The 16,597-nt window shown below is 75.7% G+C and carries 15 protein-coding genes and 1 pseudogene; 5 read left to right on the forward strand and 11 right to left on the reverse strand.

The window, feature by feature from the left end:
- Positions 1-135: 135 nt before the first annotated feature.
- Positions 136-501 carry a hypothetical protein gene (locus ABD353_RS27425; protein WP_344626362.1) on the reverse strand — a complete coding sequence of 122 codons (366 nt, stop codon included), beginning with the start codon at positions 499-501 and terminating at the stop codon, positions 136-138.
- Between the two features lie 244 nt (positions 502-745).
- Between ABD353_RS27425 and ABD353_RS27430 the strand changes: the two genes are divergently transcribed.
- Complete coding sequence (locus ABD353_RS27430; protein ID WP_344626363.1) at positions 746-1,810, forward strand: ParB/Srx family N-terminal domain-containing protein; 1,065 nt, start codon at positions 746-748, stop codon at positions 1,808-1,810.
- 122 nt (positions 1,811-1,932) lie between these two features.
- On the opposite strand, the gene ABD353_RS27435 is transcribed toward ABD353_RS27430, so the two are convergent.
- The gene (locus tag ABD353_RS27435) at positions 1,933-2,220 is read right to left on the reverse strand and encodes a hypothetical protein (protein WP_344626364.1); all 288 of its coding nucleotides are present in this window, start codon (positions 2,218-2,220) and stop codon (positions 1,933-1,935) included.
- Between the two features lie 84 nt (positions 2,221-2,304).
- On the opposite strand from ABD353_RS27435, the gene ABD353_RS27440 reads away from it, so the two are divergent.
- Positions 2,305-2,823 (forward strand): hypothetical protein, encoded by a 519-nt coding sequence (locus ABD353_RS27440; RefSeq protein ID WP_344626365.1) that lies wholly within the window; start codon positions 2,305-2,307, stop codon positions 2,821-2,823.
- A 15-nt stretch (positions 2,824-2,838) separates the two neighbouring features.
- Here ABD353_RS27440 and ABD353_RS27445 read toward each other — a convergent pair whose 3' ends face one another.
- Positions 2,839-3,675, reverse strand: a complete 837-nt coding sequence (locus ABD353_RS27445; RefSeq protein ID WP_344626366.1) for an NADH-quinone oxidoreductase subunit J — start codon at positions 3,673-3,675, stop codon at positions 2,839-2,841.
- A 2-nt stretch (positions 3,676-3,677) separates the two neighbouring features.
- Positions 3,678-4,145: a carboxymuconolactone decarboxylase family protein gene (locus tag ABD353_RS27450; RefSeq protein WP_344626367.1), complete on the reverse strand. Its 468-nt coding sequence runs from the start codon at positions 4,143-4,145 to the stop codon at positions 3,678-3,680.
- Positions 4,146-4,476: 331 nt separating this feature from the next.
- Here ABD353_RS27450 and ABD353_RS27455 point away from each other — a divergent pair, with 331 nt between their 5' ends.
- Positions 4,477-5,016, forward strand: a complete 540-nt coding sequence (locus ABD353_RS27455; RefSeq protein ID WP_344626368.1) for an EF-hand domain-containing protein — start codon at positions 4,477-4,479, stop codon at positions 5,014-5,016.
- Positions 5,017-5,148: 132 nt separating this feature from the next.
- On the opposite strand, the gene ABD353_RS27460 is transcribed toward ABD353_RS27455, so the two are convergent.
- The 5 genes and pseudogenes from ABD353_RS27460 to ABD353_RS27480 form a co-directional block, all read right to left on the reverse strand.
- Positions 5,149-5,556 (reverse strand): DUF6917 domain-containing protein, encoded by a 408-nt coding sequence (locus ABD353_RS27460; protein WP_344626369.1) that lies wholly within the window; start codon positions 5,554-5,556, stop codon positions 5,149-5,151.
- Positions 5,553-6,485 (reverse strand): Gfo/Idh/MocA family protein, encoded by a 933-nt coding sequence (locus tag ABD353_RS27465; protein ID WP_344626370.1) that lies wholly within the window; start codon positions 6,483-6,485, stop codon positions 5,553-5,555. Before ABD353_RS27465 ends, ABD353_RS27460 begins: the two co-directional genes overlap by 4 nt.
- Positions 6,482-7,666, reverse strand: a complete 1,185-nt coding sequence (locus tag ABD353_RS27470) for an Ldh family oxidoreductase (RefSeq protein WP_344626371.1) — start codon at positions 7,664-7,666, stop codon at positions 6,482-6,484. The genes ABD353_RS27465 and ABD353_RS27470 overlap by 4 nt, the downstream gene beginning before the upstream one ends.
- Positions 7,667-7,718: 52 nt before the next feature.
- Positions 7,719-8,996: a M20/M25/M40 family metallo-hydrolase gene (locus ABD353_RS27475; protein ID WP_344626372.1), complete on the reverse strand. Its 1,278-nt coding sequence runs from the start codon at positions 8,994-8,996 to the stop codon at positions 7,719-7,721.
- Positions 8,997-9,255: 259 nt separating this feature from the next.
- Positions 9,256-11,001, reverse strand: a pseudogene (locus ABD353_RS27480) (TIM barrel protein); the annotation flags it as partial.
- Positions 11,002-11,222: 221 nt separating this feature from the next.
- Here ABD353_RS27480 and ABD353_RS27485 point away from each other — a divergent pair.
- Complete coding sequence (locus ABD353_RS27485) at positions 11,223-12,389, forward strand: DegT/DnrJ/EryC1/StrS family aminotransferase (RefSeq protein WP_344626373.1); 1,167 nt, start codon at positions 11,223-11,225, stop codon at positions 12,387-12,389.
- On the forward strand, positions 12,386-13,516 hold the full coding sequence (locus tag ABD353_RS27490; protein ID WP_344626374.1) for a DegT/DnrJ/EryC1/StrS family aminotransferase: 1,131 nt from the start codon (positions 12,386-12,388) through the stop codon (positions 13,514-13,516). The genes ABD353_RS27485 and ABD353_RS27490 overlap by 4 nt, the downstream gene beginning before the upstream one ends.
- Here the strand turns inward: ABD353_RS27490 and ABD353_RS27495 are convergent.
- Positions 13,453-15,159, reverse strand: a complete 1,707-nt coding sequence (locus ABD353_RS27495) for a class I adenylate-forming enzyme family protein (RefSeq protein ID WP_344626375.1) — start codon at positions 15,157-15,159, stop codon at positions 13,453-13,455. The genes ABD353_RS27490 and ABD353_RS27495 overlap by 64 nt on opposite strands.
- 43 nt (positions 15,160-15,202) lie before the next feature.
- Positions 15,203-16,597: CoA transferase (locus ABD353_RS27500; protein WP_344626376.1), on the reverse strand; the 1,395-nt coding region annotated here is incomplete at its 5' end.

Genomic DNA, 16,597 nt, shown 5'->3' on the forward strand with positions numbered 1-16,597 from the left:
CCTCCGGTGGCGTGCGGGAGCGTCCCGCTGTGGATCGAGGGGAGATGCGTGCCTGAAGCACGCTTATGACTGTACCGCAGAAGCGTGCGCGGCGCACGCATCTGCATCCTCGGATCCGCTCCGGCCCCCACCGGGTCAGGCGCCGCCCCGCGGGGGCCGGCCCCCGCGGCGGCCGGGCGCGCGCAGGGCGGCGGGCCCGTGCCGGATCGGTTCCGCGGCGGGGAGCGCGTAGAGCGACTCCCACGGGTAGCGGGAGCCGAACCCGCCGAGCTCCTCGAAGTGCCGGTGGGCGTGCCGGCGCATCCCGGCGAGACCGAACGCCGCGGCGAACACCGAGTGGACGTTGACGCGGGCCCCGCCGGGACGGTGCGCCGGGTGCAGGACGGACGCCTCGGCCACGGCCACGAGCGAGGCACGGACGGACGGGCGGCGCCACTGGACGAGGCGGGCGCTCCGGCCGGCAGCCGTCCAGCGCTCCAGCTGCGCCTCCACCCCGATCACCGCGCCGAGCCCGCCCGGCGGGGCCTGCTCGCGGCACTCGCGCGCGAAAGGGGTACGTACGGGCGCCGCGCCGCGTTCAGTCCCGCAGCGGTGCGCGGGTCGCCCGCCGGTCGTCCGGGTCGTGCGGCGGGCACGGCACCGCGATCGTCGCCCCGGGTTCCCCGGGAGGTCGCGGACGCGACGGCGGCCGTTGGCCGACCGCTGCCACGCTCACCGGCGGATCCGTCCCGATACGAGGAGTGCCATGAGAGTCGTCCCCCCGTCCCGCCGTACCGCGGCTCTCGGCGCGGCCGTCGTCGCGGTCGTCGTGGCCGCGCCGGCCGCGCCCGAGGCCCCCGGCGCGCCGGGCACCCGCCCCTCGTTCTGTCACCACGACAACCGCTCCACGCCGTTCGCGCAGTACCTGTGCGCCGAACCCGGCGAGCTGCTCGACGTCCGCATCGGCGACGTGCACCCGACCCAGCCCTCGCTGGGCTACGACGAGGTGTACTACAAGCTCGGCCGCTACACCCTCGGCAAGGACGCGATCAACAAGAAGTTCAGCGACTGGTGCGAGGCCGACGGCCGCATCGACGCCGTCGCCGCGCAGCCCGGTGCGCGCCTGGACGACCCGTCCTCCTTCACCTGCCGGCTCCCCGTCGGCGCCGAGACGGCGGACAGCGTCGCGCCGATGAAGACCGTCGTCATCGGCCCGCACGGCGAGCCGTTCCTCACCGACGGGCACCACACCCTCACGGCCTTCTACGAGACCCCCGACGGCGGCGCCGACCTGCACGTCCGGCTGCGGGTGCTGGCCAACTACAGCGACCTCACCCGCCAGGCGTTCTGGGACGAGATGCAGGCGCACAAGTGGGTCTACCTGCGCGACCCCGAGGGCGCTCCGGTCGCGGTCAACAAGCTGCCGACCGGTGTCGGGCTGGCCGACTTCGGCGACGACAAGTACCGCGGCCTGCTCTACTTCGGCCGCGACATCGGCTACACGCAGAACGACCTGCCGTTCCAGGAGTTCTACTGGGGCAGCTGGGTCCGCGACACGAACGCCGTCGACCTGTCCGGCTGGAACCCGAACGACCTCGGCAGCTACCTCGGCACCGTCCAGGGCCTGACCCGGGCGATGACCGCGCTGCCGAAGGACGCCGTCGTCGACAGCGGCTTCGACGCCGCCGACCTCGGCGCACTGGACCAGTGGAACGCGGGCAAGGCCGCCGACAAGGGCGAGTTCGACAAGCTGAGCAAGCCGTACTCCGACCCCAAGCCCGGCAAGCTCGCCTACGCCCTCGAGTACAAGCGCGTCCACGGCCTGGGCTGACCCACCCCGCCGCCCGATCCCCGTCGACCCCCGAGGGGTACGACGGGGATCGGGCGGTCGGTTTCGCGGGCGGCGCCACCGTGCGGCAGGCCCGTTCCCGGGTGAGCCGCCGGGCCGGGAGCTCACAGGGCGGCGAGGGTGTCCTTGAGCAGGCGCCGGAGCTTCTGCCCGGTGCTCGCGGTGGCCCGCCAGGCGAGTTCCGCCTCGACACCGGCCCGGGTGACGGCGAGTTCCGTGCCCGTGGTGCGGACCAGGCCGATCCGGTGGGTGACGGACGTCAGCACGTTCAGGTGGTAGGCGCCGATGCCGAGACGCGACGCGGCCTCCTCGAACGTCATCCACGGCCCCTCCGCCGGCAGACCCCGGTCCGGGTAGGGGATCTGCGGCAGCCGATCGGTCCACGTCTTCACCGGGGCATTGTCGTCGACGGCGACACCGAGCCCGCGGCCGCCCCGGCCCTTGCGGTGGGAGGCGTGCGGAGTAATGATGATTACATGATTACGTCGGAGCAGGAGGCCCTGCGCGGCTGGTTCACCGGGCGGCTGCCGGACGGGCTGTACAGCGAGTTGGTGGAGATCACCGTGGACCGGGAGGAGATCACGGTGATCGGGCGGATTCCGCCGCCGGAGTTGGCGGACGGGGTGTCGGACGCCGAGCGGGAGGCGGCGGTCGAGGGACGGATCGCGGAGTTCCGGGAGCGGACGCGGGAGGCGCGGATGGCCGTCGCGCGGGAGGCCGAGCGGCGGTACGGCCGGAAGGTGTCCTGGGGTGCCGAGTGCGACGGCCTCCGGGGGCTGTTCACCACGGTGTCGGCGCCGGTGATGACCCGGCTGCGGCAGCCGGAGCGGCAGGTGCTGGACACCCTGGTCGAGGCCGGGGTGGCGCGCAGCCGGAGCGAGGCGCTGGGCTGGTGCGTCCGTCTCGTCCAGAAGCACTCGGAGTCGTGGCTGGACGAACTGCGCGACTCGCTGGAGAACGTCCGGCGCCTGCGGGCGCAGGGGCCGGACGCCTGAGCCGCCGCGGCCCGGTCACTTCGGTGCCGGTGCGTCCGCCACTCCCGGGCCGGAGGTCGCCGGACCGTCCCAGAACCTGGTGAGCGCGCCCTCCTTGAACGGGCTCGGGCTGACGCTCAACTCCCCGGCGAACGGCCGGTCGAGGACGAGCACCAGCAGCAGGCTGAAGCCGATCAGCGCCGCGACCGAGCCGACGAACAGCAGTTGGATGCGGCGGCTGCGGATGCCGTAGAGGAAGGTGAGCGGCAGGATCACCACCGCGCCGCCGTACACCAGGATCTGGAGCAGGCCCGGCAACTGCTGTCCGCTCTGGGTGATCCTGGCCCGGCGCTGGGCGGTGACCTGGCCGGCGCTGTCCACCGCCTGGTCGTAGAAGGTCTGCTCGGAGTGGGTGTCGGGCTGGTAGGCCTGCAGCGACTGGTAGACCGCCTCCAGTTTGGCGGCGGTGCGGTTGTAGTCGCCCTGGCCGGACCGCATCAGCGGCCACTGCTGCTCGACCACGGCGTGCACGTACCCGTCGACGGCGTGGTTCACCCGGTCGCGGTCGGCGGCCGGGAACGCCTGGGCGTCACGCACGATCTGGGCGGCGGCGGTGGCCTCTGCGGCGACCACGGTCTCCGCGTTCTCCAGCTGCGTCCACAGCGTCACGATGACGAAGGCCAGGATCACGCCGTAGATGGCGCCGAACATGCTGAGCACCACGCCCACCATGTCGTTGTGTGTGCCGTCGGCGGTCTGCGGGTAGCGGCGCCGGGTCAGGGCACTGCCCAGCACGGCGAGGACCACGATGCCGCCGACCACGACGCCGCCGAGGGTGAACGTGGAGAGGTTGTTGAGCAGCCAGACCTCCACCGTCAGACTCCCGCGGCGGCGACCGGCCGGGAGGTCACGGCGATCCGGTTGTAGGTGTTCACCACGGTCGCGGCCCAGGCGACGAAGGCCGCCTCCGGCTCGGAGAGCACGGGACGCGCGGCGCGGTGCAGCGCACGGCCCGCGTCGTGGTCGTGCACCAGGGTCACCGCCTCGGCCAGCGCCAGCGCGGCCCGCTCGCGCTCGGTGAACAGCTCGGACTCCCGCCAGACCACCAACTGGGCCAGCCGGTCGTCCTTCTCGCCCGCCCGGCGGGCGGCGTTGGTGTGCAGGTCCACGCAGTACACGCAGCCGTTGATCTGCGAGCAGCGGAGGCGGACGAGTTCCAGCAGGATCGGCTCCAGGCCGGCGGCCGTGGCGGCCTCCTCGACGGCGCCGTGCAGGGCGTTCACGGCGGCGAAGGCCTGCGGGCCGAGGCCGATCAGGGGCAGCGGGGGGAGTGCGTCGGTCACGGACCGAGAGTAAGCGCCGCAGTGGCTGCGGGAGCTGTCGAACCGTCAGTGATCACCCAGGTGGGCAGGGCGGCGAGGAGGTGTTGACCGGGTCGCCGATTCGAGCGGTCGGCCCGTGGTTGCGCGGCCGCCGGGCGAGATGGGCCGTCAACGAAGTGTCAGGCTCACCCGGTTGGCGGTATGTGTGCGATCGGTCTCCCGCCGCACCGGTAGTGTGACGTTCCGTGGCCGCACCGATACGTGCCGTCACTTCACAGATCAGCCGGGCGCCACCGCCGGCCCTGTCCCTGGGCCGGCAGCCCGTGCGAGACACCCCTTGGAGAACTCCGAGATGACCACTTCCGTGCAGCTCCAGCGTGCCCAGAAGCGCTTCGACCTCTGGGACGTCAACGGCGACGGCCAGATCGACCGCGCCGACTGGGACGCCGAGGCCCAGCGCATCCTCCAGGCCTTCGGCGAGGCCCCCGGCACCCCGGCCGCCCGTGCCCTGACGAATGCCTACCTCGGCATGTGGGCCTTCTTCGCCGACAAGGCCGGCATCGACGAGCAGACCGGCGCCCTCACCCCGGAGCAGTTCAACCACATCGCCGAGGAGCACATCTTCGAGAACGGCGGCGCGGGCTTCGGCCGGGTCGTCAAGCCGACCATCCAGGCGATCGTCGAGCTGGTCGACGTGGACGGCGACGGCCAGGTCAACCCGGCCGAGTTCAAGAGCTGGATGGACGCGATCGGCGTCCAGGACATGAACCCGCTCGAGGCCTTCGCCCAGATCGACGCCAACGGTGACGGGCAGCTCTCCGTCGACGAGCTCGTCCAGGCCGTCCGTGCCTACCACATGGGCGACATCGACGTGCCGCTGCTCGGCCGCTGACCCGCACCGCGGCCCGGGCCGGGGACGGCGCCCCCCCGGCCCGGGCGGCGGCATGCCGTCCGGGGCGCGGGCACTCGGGAGGTGCCCCCACGCGCCCCTGTGAAGCACCCCGCACGCCGTTGACGACGCGCCCTAGGGACCGGCCGGGACGAACCGGACGGGGAGTTCCGGCCGGAGGTCCAGCTTCGCGCCGGTCAGCAGGTGGTCCGCGGCGATCAGCACGTTGTAGTGGTTGGGGAAGTGGCAGGCGTCGAAGCCGAGCACCGTGCCCACCCGGTGCTCCCCGACGAACACCTCGTCGCCGCGGTCCAGCACCCCGGCCGCCGCGATCTCCGCGAAGCCGAGGAAGCCGACCCGGTCGATCCGGGCGCCCGCCGCGGTGTCCCGTTGGTCGGTGGTCACCAACTCGTGCACCTCGCCCCGCCGGACGCACCGGCTGGCGAACGGCTCCAGGCTCATCCCGCGGTCCTCGCGGCTGTGCAGCAGCACCTTCACCAGCGTGCCGGTGACCGTCCGCTTCGGCCCGTCCTCGTGCGTCACCGCGCCTCCACCCGCTCGGCCCGGTAGGCGGCCTCGACCACCCGCAGGGCGTCCAGCCCGTCGGGCCCGCGCCCCGGACCGGCAGCGTCCGGTTCACCGAGGACCAGCCCCGCGAACTCCGCGAGCACCCCCTCGTACTCGTGCCAGAGCGACTGCTTGAAGCCGGGATGCCCGGCCAGCATGTCCGCCCCGAGCACCGTGCCGTCCGCCAACTCCACCGCCACGTCCTTGCATTCGCCGAGAAAGGACCAGTCCAGCTCGATCCGGGCGGTCACCCCGTCGGCGCCGGCGAGGGCGAGCACCGCCTGCCGGTCGACGCCCTGCGCGTCCCGGACGACGTCGGCGGACGCCAGCCGCATCGGCCCGGCCAGCAGCCGCACCAGGTCGTAGGCGTTCGGGCCGTTGTCGGCCACGCAACCGCCGCCGCAGCGCTCCGGGTCCAGGTACCAGCGGTCCCGGCCGACGTGCTCCTCGATCCGCTCCAGGTACCGGACGGTCACCGAGCGGACGGGCACCGCCTCCGGGATCCGGGCCCGCAGGCCGGTGACCGCGGCGTTGTACCGGCGGTGGAAGGCGGTGAAGAGCGGCACCCTGCGCTGCGCCGCGATCGCGGCCAACTCCTCGCCCTCGGAGGCCCGCAGGGCGAGCGGCTTCTCCACGCAGACCGGCAGCCCGGCGCGCAGCGCGTCCCGGCAGATCGTGGTGTGCAGGTCGTTGGGTACGGTGACCACCACCGCGTCCAGGCCGCCCGCGGCGAGCATCGCCCGGTGGTCGGTGTGGCAGCCGACCCGGCCGGCGAAGGGGCGCAGCAGCTCCCGGTCGAGGTCGCAGACGGCGGCGAGCCGGACGTCCGGCACCCGGTCGAGCGCCGCCAGGTAGAACCGGGAGATCACCCCGAGGCCGACCAGGCCGATCCGCAGCCCGCTCACCGCCCGGTCCTCGTACCGAGTCCGGCCGCCGCGTCGAGCCCGGTTCCTGCGTCGGGCCCGGCTGCCGCGGTCACCGGGCGGAGGCCGAACCGGTCGGCGATCCCGGTGAGTTCGCCGAGCAGGGCGGGGGAGAGCGGCACCCCGTCGCGGTGCGCCTCGGCCGTGCGCCGGGCCTCGTGCCAGCCCGGGTAGGCGACCGGGCCGGCGCCGTCGGCGGGCGGGCAGGCGAGCACGGTGGAGAACAGGGTGTGCGCGTCCAGCCCGGCCTGGGTGCCGTCGCGCAGGGCGGCGGGGGCGATCGCCAGGGCGAACAGGCCGATGTCGTCGTCCCGTCCGGTCGGGCCGCCGTCGCCGTCCAGCGCCTCCGGCTCGGGGCCGAGGCCGGCGCCGGGCAGCAGGGCGGCGAGCACCTCGACCATCAGGCCGAGTCCGAATCCCTTGTGCTCGCCGCCGGAGCCGGCCCCGAGCCACAGCAGGTGGGCGTCACCGCGGTCGAACGCGGCGGGGTCGGTCACCGGGCGTCCCGCCTCGTCGGCCAGCCATCCGGGCGGGATCGGCTCGCCGGCCCGGGCGGCCGCCCGGACGCGTCCGGTCGGGACCGCGGTGGTGCTCATGTCGAGGACGTACGGCGGGAGTTCGCCGGCCGGGGCGGCGACGCTCCACGGGTTGGTGCCGAGCAGTGCGACCGCGCCGCCCGGCGGGCGGGCGATCCGCTGGCGGCCGCAGTTGGTGGCGAGCAGGCCGATCATGCCGCGGTCGCAGACCCGGGCCGCGTGGTGGCCGGCGCAGCCGACGTGGGTGGCGCGGCCGACGGACACCAGGCCGACGCCGTACCGCTCGGCCCGTTCGGCGGCCAGGTCCATCGCGGCGCCGGCCTGCCACAGGCCGAGGGCGCGGCCGGCGTCGACCAGGACGGCGGCGCCGCGGTCGGCCAGCACCCGCGGTTCGGCGGCGGGATCGGCCCGCCCCTCGGCGAGCAGCGGCAGGTAGAGCCGGGAGAGGTTGGTCAGTCCGTGCGAGGTCAGGCCGGCGGCGTCGCCGTGGCAGAGCGCCTCGGCGGAGGCCAGCGCCCGGTCGGCGGGCAGGCCGTGGGCGGTGAACACCTCGGTGGTGAAGCGGATCAGGTCGGGGTACGGGACACGGGCGGTGGTCGGGGCGGGCGCGGACGCCACAGGGGTCACGGACTTGCTCCTGGTGTCGGGTGGTGGTCGGGCCGGGGCCCGGGATGCCGGCTCAGCGGCGGGCGAAGGCGACGAGCAGCCGGGCGACGGCCGCGGCGAAGCCGGCCAGCTGGTCGAGGTCGGCGAACTCGCCCTCGGCGTGCGCCCGGTTGGTGCCGAGGCCGCCGGGGCCGAGCACGACGGTGAAGGCGTCCGACAGGCCGGCCGCCCAGATGGCGTCGCAGGTGAAGGCCGGCTCGTGGGCCGGCCAGCGGTCGATCCCGGCCTGTCGCAGCAGGGATTCCAGGCCCGGGTGGGCGCCGTCGAGGGTGGGCAGGCCGCGCTTCAGCCAGTCGAGCCCGGTGACCTCGGCGCAGTCGGCCGCTGTCCGGGCGAACTCCGGAACGCCGGCGAACTCGCGGCGGAAGGCGGCGAGGCCGGAGCGGACGGCGCTTTCGACCGCGGCCTCCGTCCGCCGCCCGGAACCGGCGTCCTGGTAGGGGACGTTGAGCAGCAGCTCGCCGCGGCCGTAGACCCGGTTGTGCAGCGGTCCGGTGCCGATCCCGGCGATGCAGACCCGCTCCCGGGGCGCCGCGGCGGTGCCGAGTTCGCGGGCCAGGTGCTGGGCGAGGTAGCCGAGCAGCACGGTGGCGTTGTGGCCGTCGCCGGGGCGGTCGTCGACGGCGTCCTCGCCGCGGACCCGCAGCCGGGCGGTGGCGGCGGCGGTGGCCCGGGGCAGGTAGCGCAGGCCGGTGGGCTCGCAGAACACGTTGAGCACGCCGACGTGGCCCGCCTCGACCAGGACGCGGGTGCCGAAGGTGCCCATCGCGCCGCCCTCCTCGCCGGAGACGGCCTGCACCAGCACGCCCGTCCCGGTGCCGACCAGCGGTTCGGCGGCGCGCGCGGCGCGGATCCCGGCGAGCAGGGCGACCGCCGGGCCCTTGGCGTCGATCGCGCCGCGGCCGAGGAAGCGCCGCCCGTCGAAGGAGACGGGTTCGTGGCCGGCCACGGTGTCCAGGTGGACGTTGAACATCACGGTGCGCGCGTGCGGCAGCGGCGGGCCGAGCCGCAGCACCAGGTTGGGCTGGCAGGCGAGGAAGCCGTCCTGCGCGGCGGCGGCCCGGCGGACGGTGAGCGGGACGTCCGGCCGGTCCAGGTCGGCGGCGGCCGCCGGGCCGTGGTGCACGGTCTCCAGCCCGATCTGGGCCGCGGCGCAGGCGTAGTGCAGCTGGGCCTCGGCGAGCCGGGGCGGCGGTGCGCCGGGCCCGGTCTCCACGGTGCCGGCGGTGGGCCGCTCCAGCATGTCCAGCAGCAGGGCGTGGTCGGCGTGCAGCAGGCGGTCCTCGCTCATCGGGGGGCGCGCCCGGCGCCCCCCCGGGGCGCCCCGCCGCGGGGATGCCCCGCAGGCCGCCCGGGACGGCCCGCCAGCCCGGGGCGGACGGCAGCAGCTGCTGCTCGACCAGCCGGGCCAGGGCGCGCCCCGCGCGGACGAAGCCGCTGTCGGCCGCGCCGTCCGCGGCGGTGAGCCCCTCGTGCGGCCGGACCTGCAGGTGCGGCTCCAGCGACCAGGCGCCGCTCCAGCCGCGGTCCAGCAGCAGCCGCAGGGTGTCGGCGACCCGGGCGGTGCCCTCGCCGGGCGGCACGTACCGCGTCCGATCCGCGCCGCCGACGGCGTCCTTGACGTGCACGTGGGCCACGTGGTCGGCGACCTCCAGCAGCATCCGGTGGCTGTCGTAGCCGTACGGGACGCCGTTGCCGGTGTCGAGGAGCAGCCGCAGGGCCGGGCTGTCCACGGTGGTGACCAGGTCGAGCATCCGCTCGGCCGAACCGCCCGCCCAGCCGCTGCAGTTCTCGTGCAGCAGGACGAGGCCCAGGCCGTCGGCGAGTTCGGTGAGGGCCCGCATCCGCTGCAGCACCAGGCGGCGCCACTCGGGCTCCGGCAGGCCCGCGTTGGGGTAGGACATCACCCGGACGAACCGGGTGCCGAGGGCGGCGCAGCGCGGCCCGAGGGCGGTGAGCTCGTCGAGGTCGCGGTCGAAGGGGTCGGCGACGGTGCCCGCCCAGTTGCCGATCCGGGAGGCCGCGCCGACGACCCGCACCCCGCGCTCGGCGACCCGGTCGGCGACCCTCCGGACGGCGTCCTCGGGCAGGTCGGCGATCCACTGCCCGTCGACGGTGCGCAGCTCCAGGTGGTGCCAGCCGAGCCGGGCCAGGGCGGCGAGTTGGCCGGTCAGGTCGGCGGCGGCCTCGTCGCCGATGCCGGCGAAGCGGATCCGCGGTGCGGCGGCGGGGGCGGTCTCCGGGGGGGGGGCCGGGGGGGGGGGGGGGGGCGGGGCACGGGGGGCGGCCGCCCGGACCGGGGCGGCCGGCCGGGCGGCGGCCTTGGCGCGGTCGAGCAGGCGGACCACCTCGGTGTTGACCGCGAGATCGGGGTGCGGCCCGCCGCCGCCCGCGGCGAAGTAGCGGTAGGCGCGGCGGACGAAGGCGGTCAGCGAGTCGTCGTGCAGCAGCTCGGTGGTCTCGCCGTCCCGGTCGATGGTGATCAGTTGGGCGTAGGAGTCGGTCTCGCTGCCGGGGTAGTGCCCGATCAGGGTGCCGCCGGCGAGTTCGAGGGTGACCCGGCGCTCGCGCACCGGGGAGGTCATGTCGGAGCGGATCCGCGTCCAGACCCCGGAGCGGTGCTCGACCTTGAGCCAGGCGCTGCCGAGCCGGGGCAGCACCCGGCCGTCGACCACCATGTCGGTGCCGCCCGCGCCGGTCACCTCGCCCGGCCCGGCCAGGGCGAGGCAGAGGCCGAGCGAGTGCGGCAGCTCGATGTCGAAGGCGGTCGGGTGGCCGTCGGCGGCGAGCGAGCGGGAGAAGCGGGGCTTGCGCTGGACGACGTGGACGGTGCGCAGCGGCCCGTACGCGCCGGTGGCGAGCACGGTGCGCAGCCGGTCGGTGAGCCGGCTGCCGAGCCACTGGGCGACCACCACCAGGTCGAGTCCGTGGCGGTCGCGGACGGCGAGCAGGTCGTCCAGGCCGCGGGCGTCGGTGGCCAGCGGCTTCTCGACCAGGATCCTGCGGAAGCCGAGCCGGCCGAGTCCGTCCAGCACGGCGGCCCGGGCGGTGGGCGGTGTGCACAGGTGCACCACGCAGTCGGCCGGGTCGAGCAGCCGGGCGGCCTCGGCCGGGGTCACCCGCCGCAGGTCGGCGGCGGGCGGCCAACTGCGCTGCGGGTCGGCGGCCAGCACCGGGGCCGCGGCGAACAGCCGGGCGGTGTCCGCGCCGGCGCGGAGTCTGCGGAGCACCGGCAGGTGCAGGCCGAGGCCCGCACGCCCCATGCCGACGAGCAATGTCCGGAGTCCGTCCGCCATGGTGAGCCGTCATTCCTTCCGAGCCGGGGCAGTGCGTCGCGGACATTCAATCAGCACACGGACGGTGGATTTGACCGTGCGTCAAATAATCTGCACAGAAGGCCATTCGAAGGAGTGAAGTGCCCTGGCCGTCCCGGTCGTCAGCCGTGGTCGTGGCGTAGATTGCCTGCCGCGCGCCCCGGTATTCCGGGTTCATGTCCGTACGATCTGATGAGAGTTTCATGGGCGAACACCCCGGGGTCTCCTTCTTCACGCAGGCGGAGAGTTTCGAGTCCCTCTGGCCGGCCACCCGGCGCCATCTCGACGAGCTGATGGACCGGGGCAAGTACTCCCACGGCCCCAAGGTCGCCGAACTCGAGGCGGCCCTCGCCGCCTGGACGGGCGCCCGCCACGTGATCGGGGTCAACAGCGGCACCGACGCCCTCGTGCTGCTGCTGCGGGCCGCGGGGCTGCGGCCCGGGGACGAGGTGGTGGTGCCCGCCTACACCTTCGTCGCCTCCGCCTCCTCCGTGGTGCTGGCGGGCGGCCGCCCGGTCTTCGCCGACATCGACCCGGTCACCTACGGCCTCGACCCGGCGAGCGCCGAGGCCGTCGCCACCGACCGCACCACGGCGGTCATGCCCGTCCACCTCTTCCACCAACTCGCGGACCTGCGCGGCATCCTGGACGTCGCGGCGCGGCGCGGGCTGACCGTGGTGGAGGACAGCGCCGAGGCCTTCGGCATGCGCTGGGACGGCGTCCACGCCGGACTGCACGGCGCCGGCGGCGTGCTCTCGTTCTTCCCGACCAAGACCCTCGGCGCGATCGGCGACGCCGGCGCCGTCCTCACCGACGACCCCGGGATCGCCGAAGCCGTCTCCGCGATGCGCCACCACGGCCGCTCCGGGGCCGGCGTCGACGACTTCCCGGCCATCAACCGGCCCACCGACCTGCTCGGCGTCAACAGCAAGATGGACGACGTCCAGGCCGCCGTCCTGCTCGCCAAACTCACCCGCGCCGAACGGGACATCGCCCGCCGCGCCGCCCTCGCCGCCGGCTACACCGAACGCCTCGCCGGCACCCCCGGCCTCCACCGGCTGCCGACCACCGTCGACCGCGGCGTGCCCACCGACCCGGTCTGGTACGTCTACCTGATCGAGACCGAGCGCCGCGACGCCCTCGCCGCCCACCTCGCCCGGCACGGCGTGCAGACCGAGACGTACTACCCGACCCCGCTCCACCTGCAGCCCTGCTTCGCCGCACTCGGCCACCGGCCCGGCGACTTCCCGCACGCCGAGGCCGCCTGCGAACGCGCCCTCGCCCTCCCGCTCCACCCGGACCTCACCGACGACGACCTGGACCGGGTCTGCGACCTCGTCCGCGACTTCCACCACGGAAGGCAGCCATGATCCCGTTCTTTCCGCCGGACCTCTTCGAGGAGGACCGCGAGCTGCTCCTCGACGTCGTCCACGAGGTCGCCACCGATCCCACCCAGAAGTTCATCCTCGGCGAGCGCACCGCCCGCTTCGAGGACCTGCTCAAGGCCGAGCTGGGCGCCGCCGACGTGGTCGCCTGCGGCAGCGGCACCACCGCCCTCACCCTCGTCCTGATGGCGATGGACATCGGGCCCGGCGACGAGGTGGTCGTCCCCGCGTACGGCTGCGCCCCGCTCGCCAACACCGTCCTCGGCCTCGGCGCCGTCCCGGTGTTCGCCGACATCGACCCCGTCACCCTGGTGATGGACCCGGACGGCGCCGAGGCGCTCCTCACCGGGCGGACGAGGGTGCTGATGCCCGCCCACATGTTCTCGGTGATGGCCGACATGCCGCGGATGCGCGTCCTCGCCGACCGGTACGGGCTGCGGCTGCTGGAGGACTCCGCCGTCGCCCAGGGTGCCGTCCTCGACGGCCGGCCGGCCGGCACCTGGGGCGACGCGGGCGTGTACTCCTTCGTCCAGGTGAAGTCCTTCGGCGGCCCCGGCGAGGGCGGCGCGATCGTCACCCGCAATCCCGAACTCGGCCGTACCGTCCGGATGCTGCGCAACCACGGCCAGGACGGCGTGCACCGCTTCCGGCATCACCGGATCGGCCTGAACAGCCGCTTCGACGAGGTGCTCGCGGCCTTCCAGATCCGCCGACTGCCCGGCCTCGCCCGCCGGATCGCCCGCCGCGCGGAGATCGCCGCCTACTACACCGAGCGCTTCACCCCGCTCGCCGAGCAGGGCGTCACCCCGCCGCCGCCCGGCACCAACGGCCGCTGCTACTACGTCTACTCACTGCTCGCCGAGCGCCGGGACGAGCTCAAGCGGCACCTCGCCGCGCACGGCGTGGACAGCCACGTGTACTACCCGCTGGCACTGCCGCACCAGCCGGCCTTCGCGCACTGCGCCCCCGAGGGGCGGCGCTGGCCGAACGCGGAACGGGCCGCCCGGCAGAGCCTGGCGATCCCGGTCTACCCGCATCTGACGGACGCTCAGGTCGAGTCGGTGGCCGACGCGGTCTGTGCCTTCGCCGCCCTGGCGGCGCCCGTCCGCTGAGCACCGACGGGGAGCCGGGCGGCGGCCGCCAGCACCGAGAGCGCCCGCCGGTCCGGCTTCCCGGTACTGCCGACCGGGAGCCGCTCCAGCAGCAGCAGGTGTTCCGGCAGCTTGTACCGCTCCAGCCCGCAGTCCTCCGCCAGGAAGCCGGTCAGGTCGGCCAGCGCGAGGCCGACCGCCGCAGCCCGCGGCACGACGCAGGCGCACATCCGCTCGCCCAGGTCCTGATCGGGCACCGGCACGCACACCGCCTCGGCCACCGCCGGATGGCCGTCCAGCAGCCGTTCGACCTCGGCCGTGCCGATCGACACCCCGCCGCGGTTCACCATCTGCTTGATCCGCGACACCACCCGCAGCTGCCCGTCCGCCTCCAGCACGCCGAGGTCGCCGGCCCGCACCCAGCCGCCGTCCACCCGCTGCCGGGCGTCCAGCGCGGGCGCCCCCACGTGGCAGAGCGGGCTCATCGGGCCGCGTGCCTGGATCTCGCCCGGCCGCCCGGCCGGCAGCGGACGCCCGTCCGGACCGCACACCCGGACCGCCGCCACCGCCGGGTCGGGCCGGCCCACCCGCAGTACGTCGCCGTCCGGATCCGTCCAGCGGGTGTGGCAGTTCATGCCGTCGCTCGACCCGTACACGTTGACCAGCGGCCGGCCGAACCGGGCCAGCGCCCCGCGCAGCACCGCCGGGGTGAGCATCGCCGAACTCGACACCACCGCCTGCAGCGAGGAGAGGTCCTCGGCCGGCACCGGCGGCTGCTCGGCCATCCGGCGCAGCATGGTGGGGACGGCCGCGAGATGCGTCGGCCGCAGCCGGGAGACCGCCCGCAGCGACCCGGCCGGGTCGAAGCCGTCCCGCAGCAGCACCGTCGCCCCGCAGCGCACCAGCGCCACGACGGCCAGCGAGCCGTACGCCGTCGCCGGGGAGACCAGCAGCAGCACCCGTGGCGGGGCGCCGTCCACCGTCCGCAGCACCTCCTCGACGTAGCGGCCGCGGCCGCCCGCCAGGGCGTTGTGCGAGTAGGCGATCATCTTCGGCGCCGCCTCGGACCCGGAGGAGACCAGGATCCGGGCCGGCGCCTCCGGGTCCACCGCGACCGGCGGCACCTCGCGGCCGAGCGGCAGCGGCAGCGCCTCCACGTCCAGGACCCGGTGCAGGTACGGCAGTTCACCGCGGAGATCGGCGAGCAGCTCCAGCGGGCGGCCGCCCGACGGCAGTTCGCCCACGGTCAGCACGGTGTCCGCCCGGGAGGTGCCCAGCAGGGCGGCCAGGTCCCGCCGCCCGTGCCCCGGTACGCAGGGCAGCACCACCGCACCGAGCGCCGCGACCGCGAGGTCCGCCGCCAAGGAGCGGCGGTCGGCCGGAAGTTGGGTGGCCACCACGGAGCCCGCGGCCACCCCGCGGGCCGCCAGCGCCGCCGCGAGGCCGCGCACCCGGCCGTCCAACTCCCGGTAGGAGAGCGCCCCCCGACCGTCCACCACCGCCGTCCGCCCGGGGTGTGCCGCGACCCGCTCCGCGAACAGCCCGTACAGCCCCCGGCCCGGGCAGAACCCGGCCTCCACCCAGGCCCGCCGCAGCTCGGCCGGGACCTGGTCGGGGAAGGCGACGCCGCCGGCCGAGACCCACGGCGTCCGGACGATGGTCATGCAGGGCACTCCTCGGGGGCGAGTCGGGGACGGGCGGAGGCGGTCACGGGCGGAAGGTCCACGGCGGGCGGACGAGCGTGCAGCCGGCCCGCTCCAGGGCGGGGGCCAGGCGCGGGTCGGCGGCCAGCTCGGCGAGGTCGGTGCAGACCGGCAGCGAAGGCGCCGACCCGTCACCGCCGAGACGGCAGAGCAGTTGCGCCGCGGACAGCAGCGAGGACTCCACCCGCTGCGCCCGGCCGGTCCGTTCGCGGGCCTCCAGCGCGGCCACCGCGCCCTGCGCGCAGACCAGCCCGCCCAGTACGTCGCACAGCGTCATCAGGGACGGCCGCACCGGCTCGCCGGGCGGGGTGACCAGGGCGGCGAGGCCGGAGTACGCCTGGACGGGGTAGTCGGTGCCGAGCGGCAGGCCCGGCCCGTGCTCCGCCCCGCTGCCGGAGGCCTGCACGTGGACGAGACCCGGGCGGACGGCGGTCAGCGCGTCCGCGTCCAGCCCGAGGGCGGGCACCTTGGCCGGGGCGAGGCTGTGCAGCAGCACGTCCGCCCCGGCCACCGCGCCGCGGACGGCGGCCCGGCCCGCCGGGCTGCGCAGGTCGGCCTCCAGCACCTCCTTGTGCCGGTTGAGCGCCGTGAACCGGGCCGAGACCGGGCCCGCCATCGGCGGCACGCCGCGCAGCGGGTCGCCGCCCGGCGGCTCCACCCGCACCACCCGGGCGCCGAGCAGCCCGAGGACGTGCCCGGCGAGCGGCCCCTGCACCCGGCGGGCCACCTCCACCACCGTCACCCCGTCCAGCGGACCGCGACCCGGCCCCGGCGGTCGCGCGGCACCGGCGGTGGCCCCGCCCGGTGTGAGCCGCCACGGCACGGCCCGGCCGGACTCGGGTGCGGGCCGGGCGGCGACCTCGGTGGCGGTGGGGCCGCACTCGGCGGACAGCGCGGCCGTGTGCCGGTAGGGCAGGGCGGCGGTGGCGGCGGCGAGGTCCGCGGGCAGCGGGCAGACCGCGGTGGCGTAGCGCAGCTGGAAGGGCCGCCAGGCCCGGGCGGCCGCCCGGCGGTCCGCGCCCAGTGCGGCCCAGAACCGCTGCCAGCCGTCGGCCTCCAGGGTCTCCAGTTCGAACCGCACCCCGTCCAGCGAGGTGAACGGCGGCCCGCCCGGACCGGCTCGCTCCTCGTCCTCGGTGCCTTCGTCCTCGGCGCCCTCGTCGGCGGTGGCCGCCGCCAGGTACTGGCCGACGGTGAGCAGCGCCGCCTGCGCGACCGACACCTCGACCGCCGAGTGCGCGGCACCCAGCCCGGCGGCCCGCAGCGCGGCCAGGGCGCCCGTGGCGGCGAGCACCCCGGCGGCGGGCGAGGCGAAGCCGACGCCCAGCGGCACGGGCCGGGCGGACCGGGGGGCCCCGCGGGGGCGGGCCGCCGTCGCCTGGGCGCGGGAGAGCGGCGG

The sequence above is a fragment of the Kitasatospora arboriphila genome (genome assembly GCF_039528095.1).
Lineage (GTDB): Bacteria > Actinomycetota > Actinomycetes > Streptomycetales > Streptomycetaceae > Kitasatospora > Kitasatospora arboriphila.

What these genes read in the sequence shown, in the direction of transcription:
- ABD353_RS27430 (WP_344626363.1), top strand. Translation starts at nt 746, where the DNA reads ATGAGAGTCGTCCCCCCGTCCCGCCGTACCGCGGCTCTCGGCGCGGCC.
- ABD353_RS27440 (WP_344626365.1), top strand. Translation starts at nt 2,305, where the DNA reads ATGATTACGTCGGAGCAGGAGGCCCTGCGCGGCTGGTTCACCGGGCGG.
- ABD353_RS27455 (WP_344626368.1), top strand. Translation starts at nt 4,477, where the DNA reads ATGACCACTTCCGTGCAGCTCCAGCGTGCCCAGAAGCGCTTCGACCTC.
- ABD353_RS27475 (WP_344626372.1), bottom strand. Translation starts at nt 8,996, where the DNA reads ATGAGCGAGGACCGCCTGCTGCACGCCGACCACGCCCTGCTGCTGGAC.
- ABD353_RS27485 (WP_344626373.1), top strand. Translation starts at nt 11,223, where the DNA reads ATGGGCGAACACCCCGGGGTCTCCTTCTTCACGCAGGCGGAGAGTTTC.
- ABD353_RS27490 (WP_344626374.1), top strand. Translation starts at nt 12,386, where the DNA reads ATGATCCCGTTCTTTCCGCCGGACCTCTTCGAGGAGGACCGCGAGCTG.
- ABD353_RS27495 (WP_344626375.1), bottom strand. Translation starts at nt 15,159, where the DNA reads ATGACCATCGTCCGGACGCCGTGGGTCTCGGCCGGCGGCGTCGCCTTC.